10 protein-coding genes and 1 pseudogene are annotated in these 20,852 nt (G+C 49.3%); 3 read left to right on the plus strand and 8 right to left on the minus strand.

Going from position 1 to position 20,852, the window contains the following annotated elements:
- Both JNJ77_01940 and JNJ77_01945 read right to left on the minus strand, forming a co-directional pair.
- Positions 1 to 603: hypothetical protein (locus JNJ77_01940; protein MBL8821320.1), on the minus strand; the 603-nt coding region annotated here is incomplete at its 3' end.
- Between the two features lie 5 nt (positions 604 to 608).
- Positions 609 to 2,189, minus strand: a complete 1,581-nt coding sequence (locus JNJ77_01945; protein MBL8821321.1) for an RNA polymerase sigma factor — start codon at positions 2,187 to 2,189, stop codon at positions 609 to 611.
- Between the two features lie 787 nt (positions 2,190 to 2,976).
- Between JNJ77_01945 and JNJ77_01950 the strand changes: the two genes are divergently transcribed.
- The 3 genes from JNJ77_01950 to JNJ77_01960 all read left to right on the plus strand — a co-directional run bounded on the left by JNJ77_01950 (position 2,977) and on the right by JNJ77_01960 (position 8,857).
- A complete protein-coding gene (locus JNJ77_01950; protein MBL8821322.1) occupies positions 2,977 to 5,778 on the plus strand; it encodes a DUF1549 domain-containing protein in 2,802 nt (933 codons plus the stop codon).
- A gap of 2 nt (positions 5,779 to 5,780) precedes the next feature.
- The gene (locus tag JNJ77_01955) at positions 5,781 to 7,229 is read left to right on the plus strand and encodes a DUF1501 domain-containing protein (GenBank protein ID MBL8821323.1); all 1,449 of its coding nucleotides are present in this window, start codon (positions 5,781 to 5,783) and stop codon (positions 7,227 to 7,229) included.
- A gap of 1,316 nt (positions 7,230 to 8,545) precedes the next feature.
- Positions 8,546 to 8,857: a hypothetical protein gene (locus tag JNJ77_01960; GenBank protein MBL8821324.1), complete on the plus strand. Its 312-nt coding sequence runs from the start codon at positions 8,546 to 8,548 to the stop codon at positions 8,855 to 8,857.
- Between the two features lie 380 nt (positions 8,858 to 9,237).
- Here JNJ77_01960 and JNJ77_01965 read toward each other — a convergent pair whose 3' ends face one another.
- The 6 genes and pseudogenes from JNJ77_01965 to JNJ77_01990 all read right to left on the minus strand — a co-directional run bounded on the left by JNJ77_01965 (position 9,238) and on the right by JNJ77_01990 (position 20,763).
- Positions 9,238 to 10,521 (minus strand): WD40 repeat domain-containing protein, encoded by a 1,284-nt coding sequence (locus tag JNJ77_01965; GenBank protein MBL8821325.1) that lies wholly within the window; start codon positions 10,519 to 10,521, stop codon positions 9,238 to 9,240.
- A gap of 62 nt (positions 10,522 to 10,583) precedes the next feature.
- Complete coding sequence (locus tag JNJ77_01970) at positions 10,584 to 12,356, minus strand: hypothetical protein (GenBank protein ID MBL8821326.1); 1,773 nt, start codon at positions 12,354 to 12,356, stop codon at positions 10,584 to 10,586.
- Between the two features lie 404 nt (positions 12,357 to 12,760).
- A pseudogene (locus JNJ77_01975) lies at positions 12,761 to 12,898 on the minus strand (transposase).
- Between the two features lie 188 nt (positions 12,899 to 13,086).
- A complete protein-coding gene (locus JNJ77_01980; protein MBL8821327.1) occupies positions 13,087 to 18,858 on the minus strand; it encodes a DEAD/DEAH box helicase in 5,772 nt (1,923 codons plus the stop codon).
- 56 nt (positions 18,859 to 18,914) lie between these two features.
- Positions 18,915 to 19,394 carry a hypothetical protein gene (locus JNJ77_01985; GenBank protein MBL8821328.1) on the minus strand — a complete coding sequence of 160 codons (480 nt, stop codon included), beginning with the start codon at positions 19,392 to 19,394 and terminating at the stop codon, positions 18,915 to 18,917.
- 25 nt (positions 19,395 to 19,419) lie between these two features.
- Positions 19,420 to 20,763, minus strand: a complete 1,344-nt coding sequence (locus JNJ77_01990) for an Hsp70 family protein (protein MBL8821329.1) — start codon at positions 20,761 to 20,763, stop codon at positions 19,420 to 19,422.
- Between the last annotated feature and the right edge of the window lie 89 nt (positions 20,764 to 20,852).

Here is a 20,852-nt window from a genome sequence, read left to right on the forward strand (position 1 = left end):
GGAGCCATCATTCTGCAGGGTACGGCTCAATTGGATATCACCGGTGGAGGTAGTGATGTTCATTGTCCCAGTCGGAGCCACTACGGTGGTGCCTGTCCCTGACATTATTCCGCCGTTGGTCCAATTTAACGCACCCTGAACCGTCAACGTGCCTGAACCAGTCAGGGTGCCACCGGATAGAGATACGTTACTGATAGATGATGTTCCATTGATAGTGGCGGTACCGCTACTAATTGTCAGAGTCCCTGTTCCACTGATAATGTTGGTAGTTAAAGTCGAGCCTGAAACCTGTAACTTTTCTGCAGTTGAAATGCTATTCAGCGAAACCGAGCCACTGCTGTAGGTAATCGTCAGGTCTTCTCCAATTGCACCAAGATCTGGAATGATCACATCATCGCCGTTTGCAGGAATAGTTCCTGTATTCCAGTTAGTTGCTGTATTCCAGTTTCCACTTCCACCAATCCAGGTGATTATTGCTGGTAAATTGCGGTCTTCCAGAATTTCCAGCATCGGCTTGAAGGACCGAGCTCTGCGATTCCTGTCTTGAAACGACTGCATTGAATTATTATTTGATTGAATATTAATTGTTTTTTTCAGACGCATTACTCTTACTCCTTGATTGACGATTCTGCTTTCGGTTTTCTTCTGATGGCCCACCAGGATTTATCACCAGTTCGGAGTTTGCTTCCGTTATCCTCAAGCACCAAGGGGATACTCCAAAGACTCAGTGTGACTTTGCCATCCTGATAACTGGGATTGGTGTCCTGGATGCGTCCATCAGGTTCAATGCAGAGAACCTTGCCTTGCATATTCACCAGAAATCTGGTTTCAGCCTGAGAGTTAGGATCATCTGGAAACCATGATCCCAGGTACGGAACAACTAACTTATACTTCTCGTCGTTACTGAATTCATGAGGAAGCAAATCCCAAGGTTCTTCCTTAAGTGGTTGAAATGCTTCGTAACTTTTCGACAGTGCAGACAGTCGCATCCGGATGGGTTTGGGGCTCAACTTGGTATAGATCGTGAGATAATCTTCACGAATGGCTTCCCATTTTCCATCAGCCTTTGGATCAAAGAGTGCATGAACCTTTTGGGTGACCGTGTTGTAAATCCATTCTGTTCTCGATGTCATCCAGTTCTTCGGCGGGTCACCGCTAACGGACTTGAGTTCGATCAGTACTGAGATATGCATTTCATCCGACTTTACCTCAATTACCTTCAGTTGGTTCCAGACAGGAATTGTCTGAAGTGCTGCACTAAGTTTTGGGATGACTTCCCCTTGTAGAATTTCCAGATTCTCGTTTCTGATGATAGCACGGCGTGCAGCAAGATTCATTGCTGCATTTCCATGAACTGGTTCAGGAGTAACCTGCTTTTTCAGCCCAATAAAGAATAGACTACCAGTAAGAACACCGACTCCCACAATTAGGAGATACATCGGCCAGAACGAAATAAAGTAACTCCATACAAGAGTGTGTACAAAATGTGACTTGATGGTTGAACTGCCAACCAAGGCAAGTGTTGAGTGAATCAGCCCTGGTGGAACTGCATCGATATTGGAAGCAATAATTGATTGGATTAGTAACGTCGATACAGTTATTCCTCGTTGTGCTAATTGCTTGCGAACCAACTTTAATCCACGTTGAGACCAAGTATCAACTGTCCCCAGTGGAATGTTGAGTTTTCTAGCAACAGCTTCGTGAGTCATTCCATCGAAGAAACAATGAATAAGCACTTTACGATACTTTTCAGGAAGGTGCAGCAGTGCAACTTCAACGGCCGCCTTTCTCTCGAGTTGATCCAGTTTGGCTTGCTCGTCGAAGTACACTTGTGTTGCAATCCTCTTAACGACGTTTTCTGTTTTCATTTGTCGGCGACGAATGTTAAACGACTTTCGTTGTGCCGTTCTTGCTAACCACGCTCCTATTCTTTCGTGGTCTCGAATAGTGTGTCCTTTCTGAATCAAAGCGATGAATGTCTCCTGAAACGCTTCGGCAGATAGGTCGTCGCTGCGGAGAATTGACTTGCACTGCAGATAAACAACTGAACTATACCTGCTGAGAATCTCCCGGAAGTATGATTCCTGTCGCTCAGCAAGATAACGGCGCAGCAGCTCTCCACTTCTGATTTTCTGAAATTCAGAATGTACGTGCTTATCCCAGAACGTTAATATGGATTTCCATGACATTGTTCTGATGCCTTAATGGACACACTTCTGTGCTTTACACTTTCAAGAATTATTGGAATTTTCAATTAAATAATTTCAGATAAGGAATTCATAGTGAACTACCATGAGATGACGCTTAAGTTCCGCCCAGTGCTGGTAGCGTACTAGGCCAGCTTCATGATTTTGCACAAGCCTACTTCGTCAGCGAGAATACTCCATCAAATAGATGGCGAACGAAACGCAAACCAGATTGCTTCGATTTGGGTGCATTGAAATTGAAACGGAACCAACGTCGCCACCAGAACCAACGGACGCCGCGGTTGTGGCACCATCTTCGGACGATGGCGTGATTGACCGGAGCGGGAGAACGCCCGACTGAAGAAACTGCTGGCGGAAGCGGAGTTGGATAAGGCGATCTTACGGGAGGCAGCCTCGGGAAACTTCTAAGCCCGACGAAGCGTCGGGCGTACAGGTAAATTACCAGTTGTTGCTAAGCATGGTATCGTAGAACTGCATGTTGGCCAAGAACTCAGCAGTGGTTAGGGTAATTATTCCTGAAATCTTGCGGCCAGCGAGATCAAGTGAATATCCTTTACCTATTGAGGCGATCAGATTGAAGCTTCCACCCCTAGCCTGGTTATAGGAAAGTACAGTGTAACCTCGGCTGATTGCTACCATTGGCGTTACTGACTACTCCACAGTTGGGTGGATAGTTGGAACGGGATGGTGCAGAGAGACGCCTGAAGGCGGTTCGGTTCCCGATGCGGCATGGCGCACCTAAACGAATCGTTTGCTAACCAACCAGATAATGAGCATAATAGGAGCAAGTCATTCTCCATCAGGGGCGATACAGTTGAATTGTTGGTTTTCATTCGCACTGTTATTCCTCCTGGTTTCGAGCAGCTATGCTGACGATGGCGTGGCTTACTTTGAAAAGCATATCCGTCCGGTATTGATTGAGCGGTGTTACAGTTGTCATTCGTCGCAATCGAAGTCGGTGAAGGGTGGGTTGCTGCTTGATAGCAAAGCAGGTCTGCTCAGGGGTGGGGATTCGGGTTCAGCACTGAATCTACAGGAGCCATCCAAAAGCCTGCTGCTGGCAGTGCTCAAGTACGATGGCGACATTAAGATGCCTCCGAAGGGGAAGTTGCCTGAACAGACCATCAAGCATTTTGAGACCTGGTTGAAGAACGGGGCGGTTGATCCACTAACGGCACCAGTGAACAGTACCAAAGGCATTGATCTGGCGAAAGGCAAACAGTGGTGGTCGTATCAACCACTCAAGGTGATAGCTCCACCGAGGGTGCGGGATAAGAGTTGGCCTCGGGGAGTGATTGATCAGCATATCTTGCACAAGATCGAAGCAAGGGGACTGAGTCCTGCCGAGGATGCTGATCGCCGAACGCTGATACATCGTTTATCGTTCGATCTTACGGGGTTGCCTCCTTCGCTTGAAGCGGTGGATGCCTTCGTGAAAGAAGCAAGCCCACAGTCAGTAGAGAAACTGGTGGATAAGTTGCTGGCATCACCCCGCTTCGGTGAACACTGGGGCAGGCATTGGCTTGACATCATACGGTTCGGGGAATCGTTGACACTGCGAGGGTTCGTCCTCAAAGATGCCTGGCGGTATCGGCAGTATGTGATTGATGCGATGAACCATGATATGCCTTATGATCAGTTCCTGCGTGAACAGCTTGCTGGTGATTTGCTTCCTGCATCGAACACAACTGAAAAGCAACGGCTCAGCGTCGCCACCACGTTCCTGGCCTTAGGCAATTACAATCTCGAAGAGCAGGACAAGAAGCAGTTGGAGATGGACATCGTCGATGAACAACTCGATGTCATCACGCGTGGCTTACTGGGACAAACTGTCACCTGTGCCCGTTGTCACGATCACAAGTTCGATCCAATACCTACCAAAGATTACTATGCCCTGGCGGGGATTCTGAAGAATGTACAAACCGTGGAGCATGCCAACGTCTCGAAGTGGCTCGAACTTCCGATGGCACAGGAAGCTGTTGAAGAAGCAAAGTATGTACAACTGGAAAAGGAACTAAATGACCTGCAAGCCCGGATCAAGAAACTGAAAGGCAACAAGACGCTGCCCGCAGAGGCGTTCAAGAGCAGCGATCTGCCGGGCATCATCGTCGATGACAGCAGGGCGAAGAAGGTGGGGGCCTGGAAGTCGTCGATCAGCGTGAAGCCTTTCGTGGATGCAGGCTACCTGCATGATGATAACAAGGAGAAAGGGAACAAGACCGTCACCTTCACGCCCGAGCTTCCACACGATGGCAAGTATGAGGTGAGACTGTCGTACACGCCTGACCGCAACCGCAGCAAAGCGGTGCCGGTGACGATCTTCGGAGCGGATGGCGAGGTGGAAAAGAAGATCAACCAGCAGGAACCCCCGACGCTCGAAGGCGGGTTCGTTTCGTTGGGGGTGCATCGTTTTGAAAAGGCCGGGCAGTCGTTTGTGATCGTAGCCAACGAAGGCACCACCGGCCATGTGATTGCGGATGCAGTGCAGTTTCTGCCCGTTGAGGGTGCTGCACCGGTGAAGGAGAAGAAGGTTACGAAGATCGATCTTGAACTTAAGCTGATGGAAGCCCATCAGAAAGTGCTGCAACAGCAACTCAGCAGAAGGCCGACACGAATGGGTGTGAGGGAGCAGAAGAGTTGCATTGATTGCAAAGTCCATATCCGCGGACTGGTCAGCAACCAGGGGGAGGTGGTACCACGTGGGTTCCTGCAAGCAGCAGTGTTTCCGCACGGGCTTGTGTTTAGTTCAAGAGAAAGTGGCAGGCGCGAGTTGGCAGAGTGGATCACGAACCAGCAGAACCCGCTCACTGCTCGTGTGATCGTCAACCGCACCTGGCTGTGGCTATTTGGGCATGGGCTGTGCCCCACCCCAGACAATTTCGGCACCACAGGCGAGAAGCCTACACATCCCGAACTGCTGGATGCCCTCGCGGTCGAATTCATGAACGATGGCTGGTCAATCAAGCGGCTGATTCGACGCATCGTTCTTTCGAGAACATATCAACTAGGAAAGAGCCGAGAGGCATTAGCCCCCGGAGCAGAGCACCTTTACACTCAACACACCAGGCGAAGACTCGAAGCGGAAGCGTTTCGAGATAGACTACTCGTGTTGAGTGGCACCCTTGATCTGAATCCACCCAGATATGATGCACTCGCCTCACTCAATTCCGACTACGCCTACCAGCATCAATGGAATTGTCGTAGCGTCTATTTACCAGCTTTCCGCAATAGCCCAGAGGAACTTATCGAAGCTTTCGACCGGGCTGATCCGAGTACTGTTGTCGGTCAGCGAAACGTCAGCACCGTGGCTCCGCAGGCGCTCTACCTGATGAACCATCCGCAGGTACATCGGCTAACCAAGATAGCAGCAGAACGCTTGCTTACGGAAGTGTCCAGCGATGACGCAAAACTGATTGAGCATGCCTATCGGATGACTCTTGGTCGAGAGCCAACGGCAAAGGAAACGGTACTTCTGAAGCAGACAATCGACCTGCGAGGCAACTCCGTTGAAACATGGGCGAAGATTATCCATGCTCTCGTCTGTTCTCTCGAATTCCGGTATGTGGAGTAGTCATGTTCTTCAGCAGACGACAGGCACTCAAGACAGCTGGTTGCGGGTTTGGCTACCTTGCTCTCGCGGGGTTAGCCCAGGCTTCGAACTCTCACGTAAACCCTCTCACCCCCAACCCCTCTTCCCGGAGGGGAGACCCACTCGCACCAAAGACTCCGCACCATGCACCCAAAGCGAAGCGGATCATCTTTCTCTTCATGCAGGGTGGGCCGAGTCAGGTCGATTCGTTTGACTACAAGCCTGCCCTGGCCCAGTGTGATGGGCAGCAGATGCCATTCGATGATGCCCGCACGATTGCCAACACGGGGCAGAGGCAATCGTCGCAGCGCATCATGAAGAACATGTGGAAGTTCAGCCAGCATGGAAAGAGTGGCCGCTGGGCTTCGTCGCTCTTCCCGCAGGTGGCCCAGCATGTTGATGATCTCTGCTTCGTTCACAGCATGCACACCGAAGGGGTTGCCCACGGGCCAGCGACACTCTTCCTGCATACGGGCTCTACGAACATGGTCCGCCCATCCATGGGCTCGTGGATTACTTACGGCCTGGGGACGGAGAACACCAATCTGCCTGGTTTTGTGACCATTGCCCCTTCGCCAGGCAACGGCGGCGCTCGCAACTATGGCCATGCCTTCCTGCCTTCGGTCTACCAGGGGACAGCACTGGGCACTGCTGGTGGGCCGACCGAGAAGATGAGCATTCGGCATCTGAAGAACAGCAAGTATAGTGTGGGCGAACAAGAACAGTTCATGGAGCTCTTGAACAAGATCAACGTGGAGCAGTTGGCTAAGAGCCCGGGCGACAAGGAACTCGAAGCAGTGGCTCAGTCGTATGAGCTCGCGTGGCGGACTCAGCAGCAGGCACCCGATGTGCTGGATCTCGCGAAGGAGAAGCCTGAAACGCTTGCGATGTATGGCATCGGGCAAAAGGAGACGGACGACTTCGGCAAGCAGTGCCTGATGGCTCGTCGGCTGTGTGAAGCAGGCGTGCGGTTTATTCAGATCACGCATGGCGATGCAAGTGCGAACCCGAAGTGGGATCAGCACTCGAACCTGGCCAAGCATGCTGAGCATGCCAAAAGTGTTGATCAGCCGATTGCAGCACTGCTGACTGATCTGAAGCGACGAGGCTTGCTCAAAGACACCCTCATCTGGTGGGGTGGCGAGTTTGGCCGTACGCCTTATGCCGAGAAGAACGGTTCGGGCCGTGATCACAACCCGGGTGGCTTCACAGTTTGGCTCGCTGGTGCTGGCGTAAAGCCCGGCTTCGCTTATGGTGCCACCGATGAATTTGGCCATCATGCGATACAGGACAAGGTCCACATGCACGATCTGCACGCGACTATCCTGCACCTGATGGGTCTCGATCACGAGAAGCTGACCTTCCAGTACGCTGGCAGACCGTTCCGCTTGACCGATGTGGACGGGCGAGTGGTGAAGGAGATATTGAGCTAATTTTAGACTCCAGCCTTCAGGCGGTCTGGTCACGATGATCTGGCCAGGAAATTATGGATTATGATGCCATGTGGGGCAGATACAGAATTCGACTTACCAAAGGAGATTTAGACAACCACAAACAATTTATCACAGAACTCTTGAAGAAAGCTTTCGAGAAGTCCAAGTGAGGTTCACGATTGCACCCACACTTGAAGAACTGATGGATCTGCTCACCAGCCTTGGCTGGAGTATCGGAGATACTGCAATAGATGGCGAGTGGGCCGTACTTTGCAGTCGAGGCGTTCAATCGCTCCGGACCAATCATTCAGATCGCACGCGGGCCTGGGCAATGGCAGTGGAGCAGGCGAGACTACTGGAATCTGTTAAAATAAGCGGTAACTAAACACAAACGCAACAGCCTCCCATTGCTGAGAGGCTGTTACTAACCCATCATTCTTTGGAGAATGATAAGCAATTCTTCCTCAAGATTTGCACGCCGTCAAGGACCCTAACCAGATTGATAGCTTCGCAAGTCTTGGCTGGCTTTCTGCAACAGCACTCTTCCACTGCTAAGAATTCCCTGCAACCCACCAATTAGCTGCTCAAGCTGAAAGATTGCCTCCTCAGCACAGTGCAGTTCAGCAATTCGTTTGATGACTGGGTATTCTTTCAATGATCTGGTAGCATTTCAACATTATTCCAAAAACAATCAGGGGATACTCCGATGACCACAAACACACATAAAGGTGAAGTTCGCATCACGCCTGATGGCGTGTTCACCCAAGATGGCATTAAGCTAGCGATCCCCGGCACAGTATCGGCTAACATCACCTGGTCATGCCCGACCTGTACTCAAATGAACACCAGCAACTTCACGGCGGATAAGATCATCCTGAAATGTTGTCGAGTGGAGTGCAGTACGTCAATTGTCATTGCTTTATGGTCTTGAGATGCACACTAGCGTTTCTGGGCCCGAGACCAAACTAATCTCTACTGGTTCTGCTATTCCGCGCTTCCGTATACGCGTGGCACTCGTGAGCTGTGAAGTTTTAAGTACTAACCGCAAGCCTTTCCAATTGCTCAAGATGATTTGCCAACTTTGTAATTCTTTGTTCATCGACAGGTACGCTAACTTGCGTTCGGATAAGGCTTTATGTCAAATAGCGGCGAGTGGATTTGAACCACAGACACGCGGCTTATGAAGACAATCCGAATAACCGCAAAGCGAAGCAGAAAACTAGCTAATTCATTGCGTTTTCAGCAGTTTATTCCATTTGCGAAAGAGTGCAAGTCTCAGCGAAAAAAAGCGAAAAGGATGTGTATTGAGAGCTTAATTGTGTAGTAAGTGTGTATTCAACCTGCCCACGCCCGTCACCATCGCTGCCCTCGGCACAGATGGCCCGCCTGCCAAACGCAGCGAAGGACGCTATCGCTTCCTTTGCCCGCACTGCCAGGAAATGCTCGCCACCGTCAACCCACGCAACAACCTCGCCCACTGCTTCGGCTGCAGCAAGAATCTCAACAACATCGACCTGCTCATAATCCTCGGCTACGACTTCAAAACCGCCGACAGCATCCTGACGCGGATGTATGAGCAGCACTGTTCGCGGTTGCCACATGCGGAAGTGCCAGCAGCATCAAAATAGAAAGACTGTTCTTCCACCCTGTCTCTGGGACCGTACCACCATGCTTACTCTTCACCAACTGACCAGCACCGTCGCAGACACCTTCTCCAGTTCGCGCAACAATTCGGGAATCGAGGCATTTTTGGACCGAAATCTATACAGCGTTTATTTGGCAAGAACTCTGATCACAATTTGGTCGGTAACAGTTGCCAAGGGTATATAACTGTTGTTTTTCAATGTTCGTGATGTCATCTTTTCTGAAAAAATGATATTCTCCCGTAGCCAATGTTGGCGAGAGCCAAGTTCGATCTGCTCAAAGCAAAAGTTCTCAGTGCCTAATTGAAGTAATTGAGTAAGGTGGCGAAGACAGTTGGTTGCAACAGACCTGCGGGTGAACCATTTTAATTTCCATTGATTCGGGCAACAGCCTGTCGTCTAAACCATCGTGGTCGAATACTCAGCCATGCACCCGCCATTGTCAAAAAGCCTGCGCCCAGCCATCGCATGATTCCCCTCCCGCTGTCATGCTCCCAAACCCATATGGCATGAGTATCGTTATTGGTAATAATCCGACCGCTTTCGGAAACTACGAGTTGATTTTGTGTTCCTGGCATGACCATGAATGGGTGTGTGTATGCAATGATTGATAAACTCTGTTCCATAATAGGTTTTTTGGTGATGATATCATAACCTCTCAACTTCACGGTGATAGACCCCTTGGAGAACCAATCAACCCATTGTCGTTGGATCCAATCCGGGACCCAGGCGGGTAGATTAGTTTGGTAAGGTATCAATCCCGCAGAGTCAGTTACTGTGTAATAACAACGTGAATTGGTACTGACCGCCACTTCTGTAGGTGGCAAGGGGACGGGGCCTTCTTCAGTGGTGACATATTCCTCACCAATCGCATAGTATGCGGCATGTTTTTTTTCTCCGCGTCGTGGCAATACGGCTAGTCGGGAGGTACTCACAAAGCGAGGAATTCCGAATTGAGGAACCTGACCCACTAAATATTTCTTTTGGAGGTGATAAACAGCGATGCCCTTGCCTTGACCACTGATTGCCAAAAGGCAATTATCAGAACTTATAGACATGTTTTGCATCATATTGGACCCTAAGTAATTATCGTTTTGCGTTGTCTGCGGAGGAACGAATTTGCAATGGAGTTGTCCGTTAGTGAGATTCCAAACGTGGATTTCCTCAGCTAATTGCACGGCCAGAACCGATCCATCGGGCGAAAATGTTACAGAACTAGGTATCATGAGGGGGCTCAATTCCAGTCTGATTCGAAAGCATGGACTAGTACCGAGAGCCTTGTAGATAACAATCTCGGGTTTTTCAGTTGACCATACGGCGTATAGAGATCTATCTTCAGAGAATTGAACTTGAGGTCGCCATCTTCCTGAATTATCCGAGAGCAATGGAAAGCTTTGGGGCATTCCGGTCAGGCAGTCATAAGATCGCAATTCTATTTCCCAATTTGATGTGGTTGCATCTTGGGTACCTTGCGTGTGTACAGTCATGAGTAGCCGCCGATGTTCATCAAGCCAGAGGATACGATCTTCTGAACGGCCGCTTTGTTGGAGCATAGACCAGGACAAATGGCTGACCGGCCAAAATAAAATCATCAGTGCAATCGTGACGAGAATAATCCCAGCAGTGAATCGCAACAATGATCGAATCATGTTCAAAGTGGTCCATTTTTCGAGACGATTGACGACATTGGCAAAATATGTCAAACCTACGTCTACGGAGCAGAAAAGGCAGGAATGCAAAAACCAGGTAAGTTCGCTTCTTGGGTCAGCATCCCCGACTTTGCCGCAGCCCGCAATTCCAATATTGTTGCTGTATCTATCCAGGACTTCAACAAGCTTTTGGCTTCTGCTGAGTTCAGCAGAACGAGCAACTCCACCGCACGCTGATGACGGAGATGTTCCATTTGTAAAGTAGGAAAATGCATGAGCACCGATTGTGCACTTCTTTGAAGCACGGACTGGTTATTTTGGCTCTGGATTCGCAATTCCTTCCTCGCATTGTCCCCAGCAAGTAGTAATCGTTCAATCGCAACATCGCGCTTTTCTGAATCGGCAAGTTGATTGATCCATTGATGAAGACTGGCTTGCGAGGGAGGCGTGTAGCGTTCCTTGAGGAACTCCACGCAACCTTGTCTGTCCTCTAACATGCTATATGCGGCCTGCCAAGCAATGGCAGCATTTTCGGAAGCCAAGTCATTCCATGCACGAATCATTACGGAACGCGGTTTTATCTTGGTTGCTGGGGGTGTTGATCGAATATTCCACAAAACAATCAGTGCATCCTTGGCTGAAAATGCTCCGAACCATTGGCCATCAGGGGATAGTTCCATCAGAAGCAATTCAGGAACCTTTGGATCTAGCATAACTAGACGCGTTCTGGCGCCAGGCCATTCGCACCACGCAAAGCGTGCGTGTTGATCACCGTTGTGGCCCAAACTCAGAAACGCCACATAGCTCATTCGATTTGGAGCAATTGCCAAAGGACCAGCAGTTATTGTCAATGGACGGACCTCGCCAGCTTTCAAATCGGTGTTTGATTGACGCAATTTAGTGCAATTCGGCATTTCTAATTCCTGAGTTAACCTCCCATCCGACAGAAACAAGCTTCGATGATCACTACTGAGGTGAAAGCGTGGGCCTGGTTTGAGTGGAACATCGGCTTGACGTTCTCCAGTGAGGAGATGACGAGTCTGTTGAAAGAAGATGACGCTTTGTGTTTCTGAAGGGAAAATGGCTTGCGCATACTGGTAAGTTGGCGGAATTTCGATGGTTTTCTCCCACCGTAATTTTCCAGAGGCTGTATCCCACATTTGAATACGGCTGGTGTTGACACGAAAAGGGGGAGAAGTCGGACGCACGGGAAACAATTGCAAAAACAGCGAGCCTTCATCTGGCGAGAAATGATCGATGATGTGGCCAATTTCGCTAATCTCGCCGCCCAAAGGCAGCTCTTTGTGTGATCCGTTTGACAAATCGTATAAGACAAGGTGATCCTTGAAATTGTCCTGTATTAGGTATCGGCACTTGGATGAAAGTCGGTGAACTAGTGTGACTTGGGGATAGACGGTTTCGATCCGGGCATTCCGTTTTTTGTGGTGTTCAGTTGCCACCTTGCACTCCACGACTTTATCCAGGTTCCCCGTTTGCAAATTCCAGTTGCACACACGTCCTCGTCGATCCACGGTGACAACCGCCTTGCCATCCGGTGTAAACCGCAAGGATTCAATCATTGAATTCATGAAATCCTTGTACGGATGTCCCGTAGTGATTGGGATGCGTTTTGTAGGATTTACGGTCGCCAGGTCTTTCCAATCAATCGTTCCATTATCTTGAGCCGCGGATCGCTGCATGATCCCAAGTAATAGAATCAAATACCAAATTGCTCGACTGTGAGTTTGAGAGCACTGCAATCGTTTCCCAGCTACAATAATTTTTTTGATTGTGCCGATTCGATTGTAAAGCAGAGGGTAAGCAAATGTGCACATGTTTGTTCTCAGTCGATTCAAGGGAGATAGATTCTATTCTTGTTTACGATGCAGAGTGCGATTGAGGCAGTTATATATTTTACCGCCCTATCGCGGTCTATCAAAGCCTTGGGCAAGGTGTCGCCGTTTCGGAAGGTGGAAAGGGAGGTTAATGGAAAGAGAGTGATGAAGAAGTAATTGGAAGTTCTCGCCGACGTCAAGTTGACCTATCGAGTCCGTGCAATTCTTGGAATCATAGACAATGTGCTTCATGAAGGTCTACCGGGGAACCATCGCTGGACCAATTTCTCAGGCAACCAGCTAAGCGCCTCCAGTGCTGTCAACTTGCACATAAAAGGGTTCATCCGCACATTTGGTGAGAGCCTTTCCCCAACCCAACATCATGAATGTAACTTGAGGAGGGATTAGGCTGCTGCGAGGAAGCGAATTCGTAACAAATCGAAGTTGCCTCGGCCGTACATCTGTCGCTTGATCAGTTTCAGTCGGTTTATCTGTCCTTCCAGTTGTCCATTACTCCACGGAAGCGCAATGTCAGCTTGCACCCCTATTAGGCCAGCATCTTGCACCCCAGCTATGCCAAGCTGCTGGAAAAGGTCGAAGATTGTTTCTCACCATAAGTCCCTCAGCCTCTTGGTGAAGGGACTTATGGCGAGAAACAATGCGATCAGGAATGGCCTATGCCAGTGGAGCAAGTAAGTGGCCTAATTAGAGGTGCAGGATGACAGTTCCATCATTTGTTCACCAACAAAATGCTTCGTAACTCTCTTGGGATATTATCAAACTCCAAAATGTAGCTATTAGATCGCGCGGCCTTACTGATTGGATCAATAATATCTAGTCCACGTTCGAGCACGTACAAATTTTCTCCATTAGTAACACTGAAGTACGCATAGCGCATGTGGATTGGTGAGTAATATGCAGAGAGAATGTCCACATTACCAGTTACGCTTGGAACAACGTTGAGACATGCTTCAATTTTCTTCTTCTGATCTATTGCGTTAAATTGATCGCCTTTTGAGATGTCAGCGATTTGAGTCACAATTGTCACTTTGACTGGTTGGCCTCGTGTCCATGGAATCGAGGTAAGAAACTGTAATAACGCATTGATTTGATGATTTTTACGCAGATAAGGATCTTGAATAACCAGTTCAGTAATGTTCTGATCCTCAAGTCGCGTGAGCACCTTCTTAAAATCCACCTTTTCACCCTTGTGAATTGGATGGACTTTGCAGCCTGGTTGAGCACGGAAGAGTTTTTCAAGTGGTAATGGCTCGGCATAGGAGGCGAACCAGTCATCCAGAGCAGATACTGCGAGATTCAGCTGATTGGAGGATCTTGTATGCCAGAGTGGTTGTCGGTGAGTAATCGAATTGAACACAGTTGTTCGGTTATCACCCCAATGAAACCCAACAGACTTCGGTCCTATTTGGTTGGGGTGATCGAGTGAAAGAAGAGCCATGGGTGGCATCGGAGCACTCGGTTTCACACGGAATAGCTCGACTCCTGCCTGGGCGAGTGCAAGCAAATGAGCTGGTGGAACGGTGCTTGATGTATCCCATTCCCGTATAGCAATTCGGACACGATGGCCACTACGGAAGGCGGCTTCAACGACAGGCAAGTGCCACGGTCCAAATTCTGGTGGACCATCATATTCGAATCGTTCCACGACGAGGTCGAGACGTACAGCATTGCAAATGGCTGTGCGTAGTGCGTTCCCTGCATCAGGTAGATCGTAAGGTCGCACACTGTCGGTTTCGTACAGTGAGAGAAAGGAAGCAAGATATTCGGCTACGGGACCGCGAGTAAGTTGTTCGTGACAAAATTGGTTGCGATAACTTCGTAGACACGCGTAGCACGATGCAGATTCACTGCATGTACAGTTCGCCACCCTTGCATGAGCGGCTTCCAGAACTCGCTTGAGTTCATCTTCATCGGCGAGTCGTAGACAGTGTCCAGCACCACCTGGTACATCATCGAAAATAACCACTTCTTGCGCTCCTCCGGCTGGAAGCGGACGAATCACGCCATTGATATCGTTCGCTTCGATTCCGAGCGCATCGGTCATTCCACCCAGAATGGCAAATTGCAAACTGTACCAGAACCCCAAATTGTTGCGATCGTACCCACTTCCGGAGAAAACTAATCTTGTAGCAGAAGAACGAAACTCATGGGCGAGATGAACCATGTCATAATTCTTGCCATTACATGGCTGACCGTACGGAGTGTGATGACTTTCTACTTCTTTAATTGCGTTTTTACCTCTACCACTAGTTTTCAACTTGACTTCCCGCATGCAGTATTTGCACAAGAGAAACCCTACACCTCTATCATCATCCCCTGCGTTAAAGACGAAGAAATCAGCTTGCTCTGTTGTGCGAACCGTAACACTCCGGCTGGCATTTCCCAATTTACAACGCACGGGGTCTTCGAGTTCCTTTTGGGGATCGAACAACACTTGGGATGACCGAATCCGATGTGGTTTGTCGAACGACAGGTCATCGCCATTTTGCATTAGATCCGTAGTGAAGCCGTATTCAGGGACTCGGTATAAATGTCTACGGGAGATAGGTTCATTACAAACAGGGCAGAAATCGCCTGGGAATACTTCTTCAGGATTCAAACTTCTCATAACGTGGCTACATACTTTGCATTTGGCATACCATTTTTCCTCAAATTCCTTGTGTCGCGGTTTCTTGATGCCAATACTTCTCCACAACTTGCCACGGGCAACAATTTCAGATCCCGGCACATACTCAGAGAGTGCAAGTCGTAAATCACGCTCCAGTTTTAGTCCGCGATCAGCTGTGTCAAGTGACACGTTGTATATAGGAAATGCGTAACTCGGTAGTACCACGCGATCGCTGAAGAACGATACCCAGTCGGTTTTCTCGAAACCCTCAAGGCGTCCTTCAAGGCGGTATGCCTGCCTGGAAATAGATTCAGCTCGCTGGCTCTGTTTCTCTTTCCTTGCTTTCAACTCATCGTTACGTAAAGCGTCGATAGCTTCGCGATAGGATTCCACTTCCGAAGAGTAGTACTCACGAGCTTTACGAATGCTTTCGGTGATCTTTTCCGCGATCCGGTTCGGCTCGAACATTCCATTGGGAACAAGTTTATGGATTGTGTCAGCATTTCGTGAGATGGCTTTCGGCAGGTCAGCTAAAAAGGTATCAGTCGGCGTTGGCTGCTGATTCGGAAAGAAATGCTGTATCTGTGACAACACCTTACCATTAGAAGCACTATTCCTCACAAATTCCGCCAGGAGTACGGCAGCGATGTGCCTTTGGTAAATCAACTCGTTCCGCAACCCTACTCGTGGTGGCCGTGCCACTGCTTCGATGAGTAATGGCGGATTGGAATAATGATGTTCATCGTGCGACCTAGATTGAACGAAGGTTACAACCATGGCAGCTGTACCCACACCTCGCCCCGCCCGACCTGCACGCTGTTGATAGTTCACAACCGAGGGTGGTACATTTCTCAGTAAGACCGCTTCGAGGTCTCCTAGGTCAACCCCCAGTTCGAAGGTGGTTGAACTACTTAGCACATTGATTTGGCCTACCTCCGGATGATGACCATCCTGAAACGCAGTCTGATGGTTAGTGGCAAGTTGAGGACCGAGTTGGGCGGTGTGTTCCCGTGCCACGAGAGGGATAGGGCCACGTTCGGTTGAAACAAACCAGGTTCTATAGAAATGATCGGCAAGACTATCCTCGGGATTGGTGAAGATCAAATGTCCGGTACAACGGAAGCTCGAACAAACGTCGTATACATTGTTGACGGACCACTGACGGCATTTGCTGCATTTATTCCACGCTACTGATGATCGCAGCCGCAAGTTGTTCCAGTGAAGTCGGAAACCAGTCGTACCCTTGTCCAGTGTTGACCGGCTCAGTATCGGGAATGCACCGGTTGTAAGTGATTTCCAGATCTCGTCTAGCAAGGTGGTAATCTCATCGTCCGCGGGAGCGGGAATCCCTTTCCGCTGAGAGGCTGCAAATAACACATTCTTCAAGTAGGCGGCCCGCTTTTGCAGATGTGGTCGTACCTCGGGCGCCCAACCATGCAGGGTAAATCGACCCGCAACTTTTTCACTGCCTTGTGCAATAAATGCATGTTGGCCTTTTGCAAACCCGAATGCAGGGTCTTCGGGCGTGATCTCGTCTGGGAACTCCATGGCGAGAGTTTGGCGGAAGGATGATAGCAGTACTTGCACCGTAGTAGTTAGATCGTCTTCGGATAGCCATTTCAAGAGAGCACTAGGCTTGGCCCATTTGGAGAGATCGACTTGACAGGCTATGAGACCGATTGCTTCGAGTGATTCTCGTCGACTGGCTCGCCCACAGAACTCTAAGGCTGCCGCCAAAGTACATTTCTTCCGCTTCTGCCCTGGTGGTTCATCTGGCTTGAACAATCCTGCATCGTTTCCAATCCTCACCATACGGTCGATTACTGAATCGGCATCGGTTTCGCCATTAGATGCAGATCGCCGAAACGCCTGGTATACAAGCCATCGGTACACATTGCCGTCGTTATTGTTTTCCAGATACGGGGCAAAATACGCAGCCGACTGGCGGCTGTCGGCAAATGTGAGAAGCTTTCGCCCTCGGCCGGGATAACAAAGGGCATCTTCGTTCATCGATTCCGGCAGGCAGCAGTAGAATACTGAGGTCAATACGGCCTGTGCCGCATCGGAGTCTGCACGAATGCCAGTAACGGAATCCTTGCCACCACAACACACGCACTTGTCAAGTTCATCTTTTTCACAAGCCAAATCCCACAGCTTGATCTCTTCCGGATTAGGTGATTCCTGACGCAACTCGCGGTATTTTCCATTTGTGATGTGCCAGCCGCAGAGTATGAAATCGGTATTTTCTTCTTCAACCTCGTCGGATTCATCGTTAGAGTTTTGTACAGGTTCGGCCCATGTCATCCATGCCCATCGGCTACCTGTGTTCCACCCTCCAGGCAATAACATCCGCCCCTTAACATCCTCAGCAATTCGTCCTCGCAGATAGGGTTGACCGCATTTACGGCAGGCATACAGTTCCAACGCTAACCGGCCATCGTCAGTCTTTCTCGTTGGGTCAAGGTGGAGCATTGGGACTGCGTTGCCCGTGACGGATTCAAATGAAACGCTTGCCCCGCTCAATCCACGAACGAAAAGGTGATATCGGCACGGCGCCAATCGGACATCGCTGTCAGGCACCTTAGCCTTTGTCGCTACCCGTACAATCCCGCAAAGTTGATCGATGGCTTCCGGCGTATCTGAACCGATCACTGCCTTTGCCGCGGTTGCCAAATCCGACGGATGTTCAGCGATATCTCGGAGCAAATGGATTCGCTTGTCATGCTGAAAGACCAGGAATAGTCCTTCCTCGATGTTAACTGCACCGACCTTGGCCGCTTCATCAACAAGCTTTATCGGAAAGCCGCTAGCCACAAGTACGCTTGTCAACTGGGGAGTCCACTTCGCTCGTGGTTCTGTGGCTTGTTTTACAGCCGGATGAACATATACCGTCGATTGCGGTGTGATGCTTCCTGAGATACTAGCGTGTTCTCGCTGCGCGGCGATCAGGTCACCTGAATCGAAATGTGCATTAAACAAGTCGCGGGCGAATTGAAGCACATCTTCCCGGCGTTTAGGATCACTGGTGCCGAGGCTTGCACTGGTTGCAATGTACTGTGGCGGCTTCTGATCAGCAGTCTTTACCCTAGCCACCAGGCGTCGCAGTAACAAGGCCACCTCGCCCCCTTTGGTTCCACTATAGGAGTGGGCTTCATCTACCACTACAAATCGCCAGGGTCCGTTAAATAACGGTGAGTCATCTGCTCGGAGGAGCAAATACTCCAGCATGGCGTAATTGGTAATTAGTACATGGGGTGGATTCTTGCGAAATATCTCTCGGGAAATTACTTCGTTTGGTAAGGCATCTGGATAGAGTCTTTCGGCGCTCTTTTGTGATTCCGGAGTGACCTCACTGTTGATGTAGCGGCCAAATCGAATACTTGGTGTGTGCTGCAATATCCGCCGGAGGTTTTTCAATTGATCATTCACCAGCGCGTTCATTGGATAGAGCAACAACGCGTGAATACCCGGTTCTGGATTCTTAATGATCGACGATAGAATAGGTGCGAGAAATGCGAGCGTTTTACCGCTACCTGTTCCGCTCGAAACAATAACGTTCCGGCCAGATATACATCGTTCGATAGCCTGTACCTGATGCTGATAAAGTGGTCGATCGGCAGGAACAAGTGGCAGTTCTTTCAGTTTTTCTGGTAGTAGTCCTCGTTTGACCAGATCCGCCACGCTTGCACCCAGTACATAGGGTGCAAGACCGTGCAGATACGGTCCACGAAACAATCGCCCTGGTTCTTCGAGACGTTGCCGAAATTGCAATCGCAGATTTGCATACTCTTCTGGAAAATCAAACGCCGTACGGAGATATTGCCGGAATCGCGTCTTGATCGTTTCGGCTGTCTGGATAGGGTCGATCGCCATGTATAATTACTCCAACGATCAATGTGGCTGAAGCAGTGTTAACGTCTAATGATCGCTTAACATTCCACTTTATTTGATGCGATCAGCATCGCTCTCTGTTCGATCAGTTCTCTCGTGAGTTTAAACTCGTGGCGGCATAATACCCTCAGGATCCGTTCATACCAGGTGGCAGCTTCTGCCTTACCAGATTCCTCAATTCTTGAGTGGAGTAATTGCTGTGCTATCAGAAGCAATTCGAACGCCTCTTCTTCTGATGGTCGTTCTTCAAGGCCGGTAAGCCATTCTGGAAGCACTTCTGCGAATTCCTCCGCCCAGTTGTCATTGTGTTTAGGTGGAGGAGAATCACCCCATTGCAACATTTCTGTCCATTCATTTTTTTGTTTGTCAGGAAGTGAATGAAGATCGAATAAATTAGGAAAACGACTTCTAATATTCCGCAGGTCGAGTACTGGCAACTTATACATTTCCTGCTGATATGTCTCAAAGGAAAGGAGATTGCTACTGATACGCAAATTACTGAGGGCATACTGTTTCATGGGATCATTCCTTAAATGGAAAGTATCATTGAGCAGTAAGGGTTGGTAGGACAAATCCAAGTTTGAGTGACTGAACCCACTCGGTCACCGTTGGTTCTTGTGCTTCTGGCGGCAAATGTATTTTCAATTGCTTCGCACCAGCCGCTTTGATTTCCAACGTAAGATGTCGATTAACCTTGAGCTGCACCCAAAGATACTTATCATTTGAATCGATCGGAATGGTAATGAGGCGAAGCAAACGCCCCGCCGGATGGGTGACATGGTCGGTTTGGTCGCAAATAAGAAGTCGGGCAACCATCGAGGAGGTGTTCGTCACTAACAGGTCAATACTCTCCGGTTTGTCAAACTGAACTCGATCGCCTCTCTTAAACACTGGCAGAAACTTTCCATCACTATGGCCATCGGCCAACCGAATGCCGATATCCGCCGAATACGTTGCCTGGGCTCGATGGCCTGCGAGCATGGCTGCACCTATGGCCGTTGCATTACCGATGTCATCCAACCCCCCACTAGCAGATGGTGCTTTCAACATTTTCGGCAATTGGAGTGTATTGGTGAGCCTGTCACCATAGTCACTCGCCAAGCGATTTTGAATTTCCTGAATGTTACAAGTCCCGCCCGAAAGAAAGAGCCTCGCAAGTGTTCGTGGGGTTACCAAACTGGAATTCAAAACTCGGTCGAGTCGATCCATGCTGCCATGGAGATCAGGACCGATCAATTCAGTAAAGTGATGTTTAGTGAGTTCGTATTCCAGGAGCCATTGATCGTAAAAATCAAGCACGCTGATAAGACTCGAATTATTGTTACTAAGCTGTTCTTTGGCGAGATTGGATTGACTCAGCAATAACAACCCCCATGGAGGTCGATCAAGGATCTGATCAGCCGTTAATCTCAACAATGCAGGTTCATCATAATGTTGAGATAAAAATGCATTCGTTGCTTGTTCGGCAATTAAACGGTCAAAGTGCGTTCCGCCACGATGCCAGCCGACCACTTCGCGGGTTTGTGCAATGCCGTTTCGTACTTCCACCGCCGCAATATCAAGGCTTCCACCACCCCAATCGAACACGGCTGCTACTCCACTTACCGGCTGCGCTATTAATCCTGCATAGATGGCGGCTATCGGTTCAAAATAGAAGTGCGTTATTTCAACGCCTGCCTGTTTAAATGCACGCAGTAATCGCTGGCGAGCGAGAAGTGGAAAATTCACTGGAATGGTAACTGCTGCTTGGTTCAGTGGTATTTTTGGTAAGTGTTTACGTGTTTCTTGTACGATACTATTCACAAAATCGGTGACTGCCTCTTCTGGCGTTCTGCCATATCCATTGCCCAGGTCTACTTCCTGTTCCGATGTGAGCGACCATTTCAACGATTTCGGAAATCGAACAAGCGGTGACTTGCAATCAATCGCAGCGAATCCGATCGTGGCAGGTACTGAACCTCGATACGCTACCGTGG

Source organism: Planctomycetia bacterium (assembly GCA_016795155.1).
In the GTDB taxonomy this organism is placed as follows: Bacteria; Planctomycetota; Planctomycetia; order Gemmatales; family HRBIN36; genus JAEUIE01.